The sequence below is a fragment of the Enterobacter sp. ODB01 genome (assembly GCF_001623605.1).
Lineage (GTDB): Bacteria > Pseudomonadota > Gammaproteobacteria > Enterobacterales > Enterobacteriaceae > Enterobacter > Enterobacter kobei.
In genome coordinates this window covers 1,400,489-1,413,653 of record NZ_CP015227.1, presented here as the reverse complement: position 1 = coordinate 1,413,653, position 13,165 = coordinate 1,400,489, and the positions used below count along the sequence as shown (strand labels likewise).

Here is a 13,165-nt window from a genome sequence, read left to right as displayed (position 1 = left end):
GCTATTGCTTCTGCATGTTAAAGCGGTGTAGCGCTGGCCGGGTTGCACCCCTTCTAAATGAGTAGGAGAATGATTGTCGAAAAGTTGATCCATACTATGCGTAAGGCCTGTTGTTTATGCTGCAATAGCAGGCTCACCTCCGTGGTTGTTCAGGAATACCGCTGTGTCTAAACAAAACCGTGCTACCCACTCGTCGCCACTGCCTGCAGGCATTGTGGAACTGTCGGTACGCAGACCGCCCCACATTACCCACGCCACGCCCGATTTGCTGGCGGAAGAAGTGCCTGTTGCACTTGTTTACAACGGTATTTCGCATGTGGTGATGATGGCTTCGCCGAAAGATCTCGACCTGTTCGCCATTGGCTTTTCTCTCTCGGAAGGCATTATTGCGCATCCGCAGGAGATCTACGGGATGGACGTGGTGAAGGCTTGTAACGGTCTTGAAGTGCAAATCGAACTCTCCAGCCGTCGCTTTATGGGGTTGAAAGAGCGCCGCCGCGCGCTGGCCGGACGCACCGGCTGCGGCGTGTGTGGCGTTGAGCAGCTCAATGATATCGGCAAGCCCGTTGCGCCACTGCCGTTTACCCAGACATTCAATCTGGCACACCTTGATCATGCGCTTGAGCATCTCAACGACGTACAGCCCATCGGCCAGTTAAGCGGTTGTACGCATGCGGCGGCGTGGGTGTTGCCGTCGGGCGATATTGCCGGAGGGCATGAAGACGTGGGCCGCCATGTCGCGCTGGATAAGCTGCTGGGACGCCGGGCGCGAGAAAGCGAGGTCTGGCAACAGGGCGCGGCGCTTGTTTCCAGCCGTGCAAGTTATGAGATGGTGCAAAAGTCCGCAATGTGCGGTGTGGAAATCCTGTTTGCGGTATCGGCGGCCACAACGCTGGCGGTGGAAGTGGCGGAGCGCTGCAACCTGACGCTGGTCGGGTTCTGCAAGCCGGGAAGGGCAACAATCTATACCCATCCGCAGCGATTAATAGTTGATCAATAATTTTGAATGTTTCAGGCAAAACCTTCCGCTTTTAGTTGTTCGGGATGAGGTCTAGTATTTATCTCATCAAGGCACGGTGCCTTACCAAAACAACTTAACGAAAGGATTTATATCATGAAAAGCATCAAAACTTTTGTCGCTGTAATCGCTCTGGCTGCTTCTTTCGGTTCTTTCGCTGCACAGACTGTGACCGCAACCGCCTCTACCATCGACGGTGCAGAAGCTAAAATCGCGGCGCAGGCTCAGGAAGCGGGTGCATCATCCTACAAAATTACCCAGGCATTCACGGGTAACCGCGTACACATGACTGCTGAACTGAATAAATAAGCCAGTCACACCGTCGAAAGAGCGCCCCCGGGGCGCTTTTTTATTTTTTCTCTTTTTTAACAATATCTTTTCTTTCCTGAACCTCTACCAGGGAATAAAAAGGCGCGACGTTTTTACAGGTCAGACGCCAGATCCCGTAATCCCGCTTTTTTGGCGTAAACACGCGATAATTACCTTCACCTACCATCATAAAGCGCGCATTGGGATAGTCGTTGAGAATTCGATATTCATTGTTACAGTAAAACGTATCCCGAGTGTCGTAATCGATTGTCACATTGAGGACGTATTCAAGCACCCGGCTGGTATTGACGTTATAGGCAATAAAGAAGATATAGCCAGCGCAGAAAAGGGGGGCAGAAATCGCCATGACGTTAAACTGGACCGATGAATTCTGCAACAAGGGAAGCGCCATCGTGAATAGCAGAAATACCATGGAAAAGAATAAGGTGCAGAAGATTAAAAAGAACCCAAACGACGTAATTTTATTGAAAGTCGCCTCGTAGGTGACATCCGTGACGTCCATAAAGACCTTTCGCGCCAGTATGTAGCAGATGAAGGAAATTAACAGCCATACACCACGTGTAAGGGTGAAAGCCTTTTTCGCAATTTTCTTTCTGTCATCATCCACGGCGTCCAGATAGAGGGTGATGGAATAGTAGATACATCCCACCGTCCCGATCGCGAGCGTGACGGGTAGCTCCAGGCCATTTCCGGCGAAATATTTAAATGCCACGCACGATGTTAAAAACAGCAGAGAAGACATCAGCGTCGAGCCCGCTATTTTTTTGTATTCACCCCATTCCATTTGGGACAGCTGCAACAGCGTGAGGGGTTTTATGCGTGAGGAAATGATGATAGCGCAGGCTATCAGCATGGCCATCCAGACGAAGACGGGCATCGCTTTACTGTTAAAGGGCGTTATGACAAAAATGGCGCCCGCATAAGCGATAAAATGGACGGCAGTACTATGTCTGATGAGGAATGAGGGTTGTTTTCTGCTTTGCATCGGCGTTTTTCTCCCTGAAAAAGGCTGACGTTCAGGACATCAGGAAACAGATATCAGCGCAATGCATAACGTTTTTTTTGAGTTCAGTAATTTTGAATGATAATAGCAAATCCTTCCGCTTTTAGTTGTTCGGGATGAGGTCTAGTATTTATCTCATCAAGGCGCAGTGCCTTACCAAAACAACTTAACGAAAGGGTTTATATCATGAAAAGCATCAAAAATTTTGTCGCTGTAATCGCTCTGGCTGCTTCTTTCGGTTCTTTCGCTGCACAGACTGTGACCGCAACCGCCTCTACCATTGACGGTGCAGAAGCTAAAATCGCGGCACAGGCTCAGGAAGCGGGTGCATCATCCTACAAAATTACCCAGGCATTCACGGGTAACCGCGTACACATGACTGCTGAACTGAATAAATAAGCCAGTCACACCGTCGAAAGAGCGCCCCCGGGGCGCTTTTTTAGTTTATGCCCGCCACGCGCAGTAGCGCCGTCACTACTGCCGCCGCGATGATCACCACAATCAATGGCATTTTTCGCCACGCCAGAAATACCGCAAACGCCACGCCCAGCACGCGCGCCATCCCGGCGAAATGTTCCCCTTCATAAAATGTGGTCGCCAGTGCCACAGAAAACAGCAACACCGTTGCCGCATCTGACAGCAGTGCCTGAGATCGTTCAGAGAGTGCCAGTCGGTTGCCGAGTTTTGCTCCGCCGAGACGCATCAAATAGGTTCCCGCAGACAAAATGGCGATGCCGAGAATAAAAATCGTCATATTTTCCATTATTTCTTCCTCGCAGCGAGACCGAGTAAAGAGAGCAGCACCGGTAATCCCACCGGGGCAAACGGTACGGCAGCCAGGGATAGCACGGCACCGCTACAGGCGCGGATTAACGTGGTACGGTTTTTAAACGCGGGAACCACTAACGCCAGCAGAATGGCCGGAAAGACCGCATCCAGCCCGATGGTTTCCGGGGCCGGGAGCAGCTTACCGACCATGGCGCCCAGCAAGGCGCCCACCGGCCAGATAATTGCCACGCCTAAACCACATAACCAGTACGCCGCCTTACGCTGCTCGGGCGTTTTTTGCGACAGGCCAAACACCACGCTTTCGTCATTCATAATGTGGCAGCCCAACAGGCTCAGGCCGCGCTTGCCTACCAGTTCACGCACCGTCACGCCAAACGGCACATGGCGTGCGTTGACCAGCAAACCGGCTGCCGCCGCCGCCAGAGGGTTACCGCCGCTGGCCACAATGCCGATAAACATAAATTCCGATGCGCCCGCGAGGACGGTGAGCGAGAGAACAAACGGCACCCAAAGCGGGAAACCGTAGGCCATCGCCAGTGAGCCGTAAGACATCCCGACCACGCCGACCGCGAGGCAAACCAGGATGATTGCTTTTATCGTGTCGCCTTTCAGGCAGGAGAGATGATGCTTCATACAATTTTAGCCATATCGAACGTGTATCCATTATAATGAACGCAACAGAACTGTTTTTCAAGACGAACGATTCGTTCGATTTATAGAACAAAAGGGCCGTTATATGACGCAGCCAATTAGCGTAATCGCCAAAAGCCTGGTGCGAGAACGCCTGCGAACCGGGCTTTCACTGGCGGAAATTGCCCGCCGTGCCGGGATCGCTAAATCCACGCTTTCCCAGCTGGAATCCGGCAACGGCAACCCCAGCCTGGAGACGCTGTGGTCGCTCTGCGTGGCGCTTGATATTCCCTTCGCCCGTTTGCTGGAGCCACAGTTGCCGAGCACGCAGGTGATCCGCCGTGGTGAAGGAACGAAAGTGGTTGCCGGACAGGCAAACTATGAAGCCATACTGCTGGCTGCGTGCCCGCCAGGCGCGCGACGGGATGTCTATCTCCTGATGACCCAGCCGGGTGCAGACCGCATTTCTCAGCCGCATTCGCCTGGCTCGGTAGAACATATTATCGTCATGCAGGGAAGGGCCCTGGTCGGCCTGCTGGATGCGGCAGAGGAGCTCGCCGCCGGGGATTACATCTGTTACCCCGCCGACCAGCCGCACATTTTTAAGGCGCTGGAGCCAGACACGCATGCGTTGCTGGTGGCGGAACAAAATTAACGTAGATACGGAAAATCATGTCGCTTAAAGCCATTGCCAAAGAGCTGGGACTCTCCATTACGACCGTCAGCCGCGCCCTCAACGGCTATGACGACGTCTCTGCTGAGACGCGCGCCCGCGTGGAAGCCGAGGCTCAGCGCCGTGGTTACCGACCTAACACCTTCGCCCGTCGCCTGAAGATGGGCAAAATTGACGCGGTCGGGCTGGTGTTTCCCGTACATCCTGTTCCGCTCAATAACAGCGTATTTATGGACATGGTCGGCGAAATTAGCCACGAACTGGCGCGACATGAGATCGACTTACTGCTCATTGCCGATGACGATCTGGCGGATAAGCACAGCTATATGCGCATGGTACAGAGCCGGCGCGTCGACGCGCTGATTGTGGCGCATACGCTGGATCGCGATCCGCGGCTTGAGCAGCTGCAGGCCGCCGGGTTCCCTTTCCTGGCGCTTGGGCGCAGCCAGCTGCCGCAGCCTTACGCGTGGTTTGATTTCGATAACTATGCCGGTACGTACAATGCTACCCGCTGGCTGATTGAGAAAGGCCATCAGCGTATTGCGCTGCTCGGCGAAAGCAATAATCAGGCATTTATCACCCAGCGCCGTCAGGGCTATCTGGACGCTCTGCGGGAAGCCGGGCTTTCCAGCGAATGGCTGCGCGCCATGCCGCCGTCGCGCCGCGTGGGATATGCCACCACGAAAGAACTGCTTGCCCTGCCGCAACCGCCCACGGCGATCATTACTGACTGCAACACCCACGGCGACGGGGCGGCGATGGCGCTCGAACAGCTGGGGCGTTTATCCGGCGACAACGCCGTGTCGCTGGTGGTCTACGACGGACTGCCGCAGGACAGTATCGTCGATACCGACGTGGCGTCGGTGATCCAGTCCACCCGTCAGGGTGTCGGAAAACAGATTGCCGACATGGTCCGCCGGCTAATTAACGGCGACGATATTGCGCAGCTTCAGGTGCTCTGGCAACCGGAATTCTCCCCCGGCCAGACGGCCTGAATATCTCCATTTTCTAAACCCGATCACAAAACCGAAACGTTTTGGTTTGTATCCGAAACGTTTCGGATCAAAACTCAAGGCATCCCATGACAGGAGATGTCTGATGCAAGATTCTATTTTACGACTTGAAAGCGCGACGGTAGATGTGGTGATAAAAACGCGCCCGTTCGCCGAAATTATTTACTGGGGGCCGCATCTTCAGTACTTTTCGCCACAAAATGCTGAAACCCTTTCCCGGCCCGTTGCTAACGGCAGGCTGGATGTCGATTCTCCGGTTACGCTGATGGCTGAACTCGGGCATGGCCTGTTTGGCTCGCCGGGTATTGAGGGGCACCGACAGGGGCTGGACGGTTCCCCGGTATTCAGAACTACGCGGGTACAGCAGGAATTAAACACCCTGACGATTACCGCTGAAGATGACTATGCGGGCCTGCGTCTGACCAGCGAGCTGGCGCTGGACGACAGCGGCGTGCTGGTGGTTCGTCACGGTTTAACGAACCTGAAAGCACGTCCCTGGCAGGTTGACCGCTTTGCCGTCACGCTGCCGGTGGCCGAGCGCGCCCGGGAGGTGATGGCCTTCCACGGACGCTGGATCAGAGAGTTCCAGCCGCACCGCGTAAACCTTGAGCACGACAGCGTTGTGATTGAAAACCGCCGGGGTAAAACCTCCCACGAACACTTTCCTGCACTGATAGCCGGTACGCCATCGTTCAGCGAAATGCAGGGTGACGTCTGGGGCGTGCATCTGGGCTGGAGCGGGAACCATCGCCTGCGCGCGGAAGCGAAAACCGACGGTCGCCGTTATATTCAGGCCGAAGCGCTCTACCTGTCGGGGGAAATGGCGATAGAAGAGGGCGATACGCTCTGGACACCGCGCCTGTATGCCAGCTACTCCCCGCGGGGCCTGAACGGCATGAGCCAGTCTTTCCATCGCTACCTGCGCGACAACGTCATCCGCTTCCCGGAAAATAAACCGCGTCCGATACACCTCAATACCTGGGAGGGGATCTACTTCAACCACGATCCGGATTACATCATGCGCATGGCCGACGAGGCCGCCACGCTGGGCGTGGAGCGCTTTATTATTGACGACGGCTGGTTCAAAGGCCGCAATGACGACCACGCCGCGCTGGGCGACTGGTATCTGGATGAGAAAAAATATCCGAATGGCCTGACGCCGGTGATTGACCACGTCAAACGGCTCGGCATGGAGTTTGGCATCTGGGTTGAGCCGGAGATGATCAACCCGGACTCCGATCTGTATCGCGCGCATCCTGACTGGGTGCTGGCGCTGCCGGGCTATGCCCAGGCGACCGGGCGTCATCAGCTGGTGCTCAACCTCAACATTCCGCAGGCTTTTGATTATCTTGTGGAACGCATGAGCTGGCTGCTGGGCGAGCATGCGATCGACTACGTGAAATGGGACATGAACCGCGAGCTGGTGCAGCCGGGACACAACGGTAAAGCCGCCGCCGACGCCCAGACCCGTCAGTTTTACCGGCTGCTGGACGTGCTGGGCGAGCGCTTCCCGCATATTGAATTCGAATCCTGCTCTTCCGGCGGCGGGCGCATTGATTACGAAGTGCTGAGCCGGAGCCATCGCTTCTGGGCGTCCGACAACAACGACGCACTGGAGCGCAGCACCATCCAGCGTGGCATGAGCTATTTTTTCCCGCCGGAGGTGATGGGGGCGCATATCGGTCATCATAAATGCCACGCCACCTTCCGCCAGCACAGCATTGAATTTCGCGGCCTGACGGCGCTGTTTGGCCATATGGGGCTGGAGCTGGATCCGCTCACCGTGGACGCGCAGGAGCGCGAGGGGTATCGACATTACGCCGCGCTGCACAAGCAGTGGCGAGAGGTGATCCACCACGGCACACAATGGCGGATTGATATGCCGGACGCCACCACGCTGGCGCAGGGGATTGTGAGCGAAGACAAGGCGCAGGGGCTATTTATGGTCAGCCAGCTCGCGATGCCGGATTACAGCCTGATGATGCCGCTGCGCATGCCGGGGCTGGAGGCCAGCGCGCAGTACCGCGTCGCGCTGCTCGATCACCCGAATATTCAAATTACGGGCGAAGGCGGGCACACCATGCGCAAGCTGCCGGCGTGGATGGAAACACCGCAAACGGTGAGCGGTGAGTGGCTGATGCAGGGGGGCATTGCGCTGCCGATTCTCGATCCGGAAACCGCCATTCTGATTGGCGTGGAACGCGTGTAAAGGTGATGGGCCGGGAAACTGGCCCTCCGTTGAGGATAAAAATAATGAACACAACAACCTGTACCCACAAAGACAACCCAAATTTCTGGATCTTCGGGCTGTTCTTCTTTCTCTACTTCTTCATCATGGCCACCTGCTTTCCGTTCCTGCCGATCTGGCTGTCGGATATCATCGGCCTGAATAAAACCCATACCGGGATTGTTTTCTCCTGCATCTCGCTGTCGGCCATTGCGTTCCAGCCGGTGCTGGGGGTGATTTCGGACAAGCTGGGGCTGAAAAAACACCTGCTGTGGATAATCTCGGTGCTGTTATTCCTGTTCGCACCGTTCTTCCTGTACGTCTTCGCGCCCCTGCTGAAAACCAGTATCTGGCTGGGGGCGTTGAGCGGCGGGTTATATATCGGTTTTGTCTTCTCGGCGGGATCGGGCGCAATCGAGGCCTACATCGAACGCGTGAGCCGCAACAGTTTCTTCGAATACGGCAAGGCGCGCATGTTCGGCTGTCTCGGCTGGGGGCTATGCGCGTCTACGGGCGGCATCCTGTTCGGCATCGATCCGTCGTATGTATTCTGGATGGGATCAGGGGCCGCATTGCTGTTGATGCTGCTGCTGGTGGTCGCGAAGCCGAAGCCCAACCAGACGGCGCAGGTGATGAACGCCCTGGGAGCCAACCAGCCGCAGATCACTGCCAGAACCGTCTTTAAGCTGTTCCGCCAGCGCAGAATGTGGATGTTCATTCTGTACGTGATTGGCGTTGCCTGCGTGTATGACGTTTTCGATCAGCAGTTTGCCACCTTCTTTAAAACCTTCTTCGCCACGCCGCAGGAAGGCACTCGCGCCTTTGGCTTTGCCACCACGGCGGGGGAAATCTGTAACGCCATCATCATGTTCTGCTCGCCGTGGATCATTAACCGTATCGGCGCGAAAAATACGCTGCTGATCGCCGGGGTGATAATGGCGACGCGTATTATCGGCTCGTCGTTCGCCACCACCGCCGTGGAGGTGATTGCCCTGAAGATGCTGCACGCGCTGGAAGTCCCGTTCCTGCTGGTGGGCGCCTTTAAGTACATCACCGGGGTGTTTGATACCCGACTGTCGGCGACTATCTATCTGATCGGCTTCCAGTTTGCCAAACAGTCGGCGGCGATTTTCCTTTCTGCCTTTGCCGGAAATATGTATGACCGGATCGGTTTCCAGGAGACGTATTTGATGCTGGGCTGTTTCGTGCTGGCAATTACGGTGGTGTCGGCGTTTACGTTGAGCAGCAGGCAGGAGATTGCTGCCGCCTCGGGGGCAGCAGCGTTAACACATCAGTCCAGGTAAAACACTTCGGTAAGCTCCGTACTCACCGGGCTGTTATTCGGGTTTGACGGCATAACGTCGACCATATGTTCCCACCAGCGCTGGCAAACGTCGGTATTCGCTACCGCGCGCCAGCGCTCCTCCGATTCAATCTCCACGGTCGCAAACAGCAGGTTGCGTGCTTTGTCGAGATAAATGGCGTAGCGGTGCGCGCCGTGGTCTTTCAGCACCGCTTCAAGCTCGGGCCATATGGGGTTATGGCGACGCGCATACTCCTCGTGCGCGTCCGGGTTTACCTGCATCACAAACGCTTTGCGGATCATCATGCCTCCATTCGCTTTCGCGGACGGCTATGGGTACAAATCCAGTGCCGACTGCATCGGCGTAACGCCAAAGCGTTTACCGAGTGCAATCAGCTCTTCCCGGGTAATGGTCTGCTTCATACCGCCCATGGAATAGACCTTCACCAGCACTTCAGCTGATTTTTCAGCGGTATCGATCAGGCCGAAAGTTTCATCCAGCGTCGGGCCGCTGCCGAAAACGCCGTGGAACGGCCACAGCACCAGAGAATGCTTTTGCATCTCTTTGGCGGTTGCCTGGCCGATCTCGTCGGTACCGGGCACCATCCACGGCAGAATGCCGACGCCGTCCGGGAAGACCACCAGGCACTCGGTGCTGCCTTCCCACAGCTTGCGGGTGATGAGATCGGCGTTGTTTTCCAGCACGTAGGTCAGGGCAATCAGATTGGTGGCGTGGCAGTGCATGATGACGCGGTCTTTACCGTGGGTCGCCTTGATGCGCTGGCAGTGCGAGAGGAAGTGCGCTGGCAGTTCAGAGGTGGGTACTGCCTCGTCCGTGAGCCCCCAAAGAATGTGGTAGCCCGCGCCGTCGCTGTCCACCCTCACGACGCCGAGACTGGCCTGCGGGTCGAGCTGGACGTTGCGAAAGAACTTGCCGGATCCGGTGACGATAAACGGCGTGTTAGCGAGCAGCGGCATCGGCTGGCTCAGGGCGATATAGCGCGGTTTTTGATGGAAATCAGCGGCGTACGGCTCGATGTCGGCATCGTCCAGGCGCAGCGTCAGGTTGCCGCCGTTACGCTCATCCCACCCTTTCAACCAGGCGTCAGAGGTGGCTTTAATCATGCCCTGGACGAACCAGGAATGGGTGATGGTCTGCATACTGTGGTTCCTTTGAAAATGCCGGGGGGCGCTATGCTTACCCGGCCTACTTATACTGCGGGGAGGGTTGAATCACCCGCGTGTGCTCAACACGTCTTTCTCATACTCCCGCACGTTCTCCAGCCACTGGCTGCCTGTTGGTACGTCGTTGCGCTGACAGTACATTTCCCACACGGCCTGCCACGGCAGCGATTTCTGCTCTTCCAGCAGCGCCAGGCGGGCCGTGTAGTCACCTTCCTGCTCCAGCTGTTTCAGTGCTTCAGTGGGCTCCAGCAGGGCACGAAGCAGCGCTTTCTTCATGTTGCGGGTGCCGATAACCCACGCCGCGATGCGGTTGATGGAGGCGTCAAAGAAGTCGAGGCCAATATGAACGCGGTCGAACAGGTCGTGGCGAACGATCTCGCTGGCAATGGCCTGCGTTTCGTCATCCAGCAACACCACATGGTCGCTGTCCCAGCGCACCGGACGGCTGACGTGCAGCAGCAGGCGCGGCACGTAGAGCATGGCGGCAGAAATTTTGTCGGAGATGACCTCCGTCGGGTGGAAGTGCCCGGCATCCAGACACAGGGCAGTCTGACGGCTGGTGGCGTAACCCATATAGAACTCGTTCGAGCCGACGGTATAACTCTCCGCGCCAATGCCGAACAGCTTGCTCTCCACGGCATCAATATGGTGCGCCGGGTTAAGCTTCTCGCTAATGGCTTCATCCAGTGCAGCCAGCAGGCGCTGGCGCGGGGCGAGGCGGTCAATGGTGACGTCCTTCATGCCGTCCGGGATCCAGATATTCATCACCGACAGGGTGCCAAGCTGTTCACCAAACCAGGCTGAAACGCGGCGGCAGGCCTTCACGTGGTCGATCCAGAACTGACGGATCTCGTGACTGGGATGGGCGAGGGTAAAGCCGTCAGCGCTGAGCGGGTGCGAGAAGCAGGACGGGTTGAAGTCCAGGCCCAGACCGTTGGCTTTTGCCCACGCCACCCAGTTTTTAAAGTGTTTCGGCTGGATTTCATTACGCGCGACCGGCTCGTCGGATTCCAGATAAATCGCGTGCAGGTTCAGGCGCTTCGGACCGGGTATCAGGCTGAGCGCCAGCGTCAGATCGGCGCGCAGTTCGGTCGCGTTGCGCGCTTTCCCGGGATAGTTACCGGTTGCCTGAATACCCCCCGTCAGGGAACCGCCTGGGTTTTCGAAGCCGGCGACGTCATCGCCCTGCCAGCAATGCATGGAGACCGGCAGACGGTCGAGCTGACGCAGTGCCGCTTCGACATCCACGCCGACGGCGGCGAAACGCTGTTTAGCCAGGTTCCAGGCTTGTTCAAGTTGAGTGGTCATGCGCAAAGCTCCTTAGTCAGTCGGTTTTGCTGAAACTGCGTCCGGTAGCGGGCAATTTCATGGCAGGGATCGGGAAGGAACGTGGTCAGGCTGCCGCTGGCGGTGACTACCGAGCGGAAATCGTCCACGCTGGCCAGTTCGTCAAGGGTCATCAGCTGAATGCCGATATTGCCGAGCGTGGAGGCCTCGACCGGGCCCGCCACCACGGTGATGCCGCAGGCATCGGCACAAAGCTGGTTTAACAGCGCGTTCTGGCAACCGCCACCAACAATATGCAGCGTGTCGAACGGTCTGCCGCGAAGGCTGGCCAGCTCGCTCAGCACATCCGCATAAAGCAGGGCAAGGCTGTCAAAAATACAGCGCGCCAGTTCGGCCGGGCTTGATGGTACAGGCTGTCCGGCCTCGCGGCAGGCGGCCTGGATCTCGGTGCTCATGTGCGCTGGATTGATAAAGCGATCGTCATTGGGATGAATCAGGAACGTACAGGCTTTGCGCTTTTCGGTGTCGGCGATAAGCCCGGGCAGATCGGTAATTTTCTGCTCCTTAAGCACCCGCTGGAGCAGCCACAACCCCATAATGTTCTTTAACACCCGATAGCGCCCTTCGGCCCCGCCTTCGTTGGTGATATTTGCGGCCATTGCCTCCTCGCTGACGTAAGGCGTTTTGCTTTCAAAGCCCATCAGCGACCAAGTGCCGGAAGAGAGATAGGCGGCATCTTTACCGCAAAGCGGCGAGGCAATAACCGCGCTGGCGGTATCGTGGCTCGCCACGGCAACGACCGGGATCGCATTCCCCTGCGGGCACACCCACTGGCCGATGACGTTGCCGGGATGGGTCGGCGTACCGAACCACGCCGGGGATGCGCCCGTCCAGGCCAGCAGGTGCTCATCCCAGTTATCCGAGTTGATGTTGACCAGCTGGGTGGTGGTGGCGTTGGTATATTCCCAGTTCATGTTGCCGGTCAGGCGATAGCTCAGGTAGTCCGGGATCAGCAGCACATGGGCAACGTCTGCTGCCAGCCCTGGCTGCTGCTCGACCAGCGCGCGCAGCTGATACAGCGTGTTAAACGGCAGAAACTGTATGCCGCTGCGCCCGTAGATATCATCCTTACCTAGCCGGGCGATGGCGTGCGCCATCAGGCCATCCGTGCGGCTGTCGCGGTAGGAGACGGGCAGGCCAACGCGAGCGCCGCTGCTGTCCAGCAAGACATAATCGACGCCCCAGGTATCTATGCCGATGCTGTCGATGAGGATCCCGCTATCGCAGACTTTTTTGAGCCCGGTACGGATCTCCGTCTCAAGTTCATCAATGTTCCAGGTATCAAAGCCGTCCTGTTTTTGCAGGCAGTTCGCAAAACGATGCATCTCGCGAAGGGAAAGGGTGTGCTGGTCGCAGTCCCAGGTGGCGAGCATTACACGGCCGCTGGATGCGCCTAAATCCACAGCGACACAATGGCGAAAGGTCATGGTCGGATCCTTCTTGAAATCATTAGCGCTGAGTGTAAAAAAGGGGCGAAAAGACCACCTTCTCGCCACTGACAGTCCGCAACCCGTGCTGGCAAGAAAGCAAAGATGAACGTGAGGGGGTTCACACTTTTCCGCGAAGGCGCGCCGTTCAGCCACTGTGATGTTGACCGCAATTCCGGATCTTTCCCGCTTATTCTTGAAAAACAGGCAGGTTTTGCGG

The 13,165-nt window shown here is 56.8% G+C and carries 14 protein-coding genes; 7 read left to right on the top strand and 7 right to left on the bottom strand.

All coding sequences use genetic code 11. The annotated features are described in order from the left end of the window. Positions 1-163: 163 nt before the first annotated feature. Together fdhD and A4308_RS06785 are read left to right on the top strand one after the other, a co-directional pair. Entirely contained in the window at positions 164-1,000 is an 837-nt protein-coding gene (gene fdhD, locus A4308_RS06790; RefSeq protein WP_014885735.1) for a formate dehydrogenase accessory sulfurtransferase FdhD, read from the top strand. 114 nt (positions 1,001-1,114) lie between these two features. After that, positions 1,115-1,327 carry a DUF1471 domain-containing protein gene (locus tag A4308_RS06785; protein WP_014885733.1) on the top strand — a complete coding sequence of 71 codons (213 nt, stop codon included), beginning with the start codon at positions 1,115-1,117 and terminating at the stop codon, positions 1,325-1,327. 40 nt (positions 1,328-1,367) lie between these two features. On the opposite strand, the gene A4308_RS06780 is transcribed toward A4308_RS06785, so the two are convergent. Continuing rightward, a complete protein-coding gene (locus tag A4308_RS06780; RefSeq protein ID WP_230278741.1) occupies positions 1,368-2,333 on the bottom strand; it encodes a hypothetical protein in 966 nt (321 codons plus the stop codon). A gap of 204 nt (positions 2,334-2,537) precedes the next feature. On the opposite strand from A4308_RS06780, the gene A4308_RS06775 reads away from it, so the two are divergent. Further along, a complete protein-coding gene (locus A4308_RS06775) occupies positions 2,538-2,750 on the top strand; it encodes a DUF1471 domain-containing protein (protein ID WP_045281581.1) in 213 nt (70 codons plus the stop codon). 40 nt (positions 2,751-2,790) lie between these two features. On the opposite strand, the gene A4308_RS06770 is transcribed toward A4308_RS06775, so the two are convergent. Both A4308_RS06770 and A4308_RS06765 read right to left on the bottom strand, forming a co-directional pair. Next, positions 2,791-3,114: an AzlD domain-containing protein gene (locus A4308_RS06770; RefSeq protein WP_014885732.1), complete on the bottom strand. Its 324-nt coding sequence runs from the start codon at positions 3,112-3,114 to the stop codon at positions 2,791-2,793. Beyond that, positions 3,114-3,773: an AzlC family ABC transporter permease gene (locus A4308_RS06765; RefSeq protein ID WP_014885731.1), complete on the bottom strand. Its 660-nt coding sequence runs from the start codon at positions 3,771-3,773 to the stop codon at positions 3,114-3,116. The genes A4308_RS06770 and A4308_RS06765 overlap by 1 nt, the downstream gene beginning before the upstream one ends. Positions 3,774-3,876: 103 nt before the next feature. On the opposite strand from A4308_RS06765, the gene A4308_RS06760 reads away from it, so the two are divergent. From A4308_RS06760 to A4308_RS06745, 4 genes are all read left to right on the top strand, one after another. Continuing rightward, the gene (locus tag A4308_RS06760) at positions 3,877-4,425 is read left to right on the top strand and encodes a helix-turn-helix domain-containing protein (protein WP_014885730.1); all 549 of its coding nucleotides are present in this window, start codon (positions 3,877-3,879) and stop codon (positions 4,423-4,425) included. Positions 4,426-4,442: 17 nt separating this feature from the next. Further along, on the top strand, positions 4,443-5,438 hold the full coding sequence (locus tag A4308_RS06755; protein WP_014885729.1) for a LacI family DNA-binding transcriptional regulator: 996 nt from the start codon (positions 4,443-4,445) through the stop codon (positions 5,436-5,438). A 103-nt stretch (positions 5,439-5,541) separates the two neighbouring features. Further along, positions 5,542-7,665 carry an alpha-galactosidase gene (locus tag A4308_RS06750; protein WP_045281582.1) on the top strand — a complete coding sequence of 708 codons (2,124 nt, stop codon included), beginning with the start codon at positions 5,542-5,544 and terminating at the stop codon, positions 7,663-7,665. Positions 7,666-7,709: 44 nt separating this feature from the next. Next, positions 7,710-8,987: an MFS transporter gene (locus A4308_RS06745; protein WP_014885727.1), complete on the top strand. Its 1,278-nt coding sequence runs from the start codon at positions 7,710-7,712 to the stop codon at positions 8,985-8,987. Here the strand turns inward: A4308_RS06745 and rhaM are convergent. From rhaM to rhaB, 4 genes are all read right to left on the bottom strand, one after another. Beyond that, complete coding sequence (rhaM, locus tag A4308_RS06740) at positions 8,975-9,289, bottom strand: L-rhamnose mutarotase (RefSeq protein ID WP_045281583.1); 315 nt, start codon at positions 9,287-9,289, stop codon at positions 8,975-8,977. The genes A4308_RS06745 and rhaM overlap by 13 nt on opposite strands. 27 nt (positions 9,290-9,316) lie before the next feature. Further along, entirely contained in the window at positions 9,317-10,147 is an 831-nt protein-coding gene (rhaD, locus tag A4308_RS06735) for a rhamnulose-1-phosphate aldolase (RefSeq protein WP_045281584.1), read from the bottom strand. Between the two features lie 72 nt (positions 10,148-10,219). Continuing rightward, on the bottom strand, positions 10,220-11,479 hold the full coding sequence (locus A4308_RS06730) for an L-rhamnose isomerase (protein WP_045281585.1): 1,260 nt from the start codon (positions 11,477-11,479) through the stop codon (positions 10,220-10,222). Beyond that, positions 11,476-12,945 (bottom strand): rhamnulokinase, encoded by a 1,470-nt coding sequence (gene rhaB / locus A4308_RS06725; RefSeq protein ID WP_045281586.1) that lies wholly within the window; start codon positions 12,943-12,945, stop codon positions 11,476-11,478. Before rhaB ends, A4308_RS06730 begins: the two co-directional genes overlap by 4 nt. Positions 12,946-13,165: the final 220 nt, after the last annotated feature.

Coding starts and splice junctions, on each gene's coding strand:
- A4308_RS06785 (WP_014885733.1), top strand. CDS start 1,115: ATGAAAAGCATCAAAACTTTTGTCGCTGTAATCGCTCTGGCTGCTTCT.
- A4308_RS06780 (WP_230278741.1), bottom strand. CDS start 2,333: ATGCAAAGCAGAAAACAACCCTCATTCCTCATCAGACATAGTACTGCC.
- A4308_RS06775 (WP_045281581.1), top strand. CDS start 2,538: ATGAAAAGCATCAAAAATTTTGTCGCTGTAATCGCTCTGGCTGCTTCT.
- A4308_RS06770 (WP_014885732.1), bottom strand. CDS start 3,114: ATGGAAAATATGACGATTTTTATTCTCGGCATCGCCATTTTGTCTGCG.
- A4308_RS06765 (WP_014885731.1), bottom strand. CDS start 3,773: ATGAAGCATCATCTCTCCTGCCTGAAAGGCGACACGATAAAAGCAATC.
- A4308_RS06760 (WP_014885730.1), top strand. CDS start 3,877: ATGACGCAGCCAATTAGCGTAATCGCCAAAAGCCTGGTGCGAGAACGC.
- A4308_RS06755 (WP_014885729.1), top strand. CDS start 4,443: ATGTCGCTTAAAGCCATTGCCAAAGAGCTGGGACTCTCCATTACGACC.
- A4308_RS06750 (WP_045281582.1), top strand. CDS start 5,542: ATGCAAGATTCTATTTTACGACTTGAAAGCGCGACGGTAGATGTGGTG.
- A4308_RS06745 (WP_014885727.1), top strand. CDS start 7,710: ATGAACACAACAACCTGTACCCACAAAGACAACCCAAATTTCTGGATC.
- rhaM (WP_045281583.1), bottom strand. CDS start 9,289: ATGATCCGCAAAGCGTTTGTGATGCAGGTAAACCCGGACGCGCACGAG.
- rhaD (WP_045281584.1), bottom strand. CDS start 10,147: ATGCAGACCATCACCCATTCCTGGTTCGTCCAGGGCATGATTAAAGCC.
- A4308_RS06730 (WP_045281585.1), bottom strand. CDS start 11,479: ATGACCACTCAACTTGAACAAGCCTGGAACCTGGCTAAACAGCGTTTC.
- rhaB (WP_045281586.1), bottom strand. CDS start 12,945: ATGACCTTTCGCCATTGTGTCGCTGTGGATTTAGGCGCATCCAGCGGC.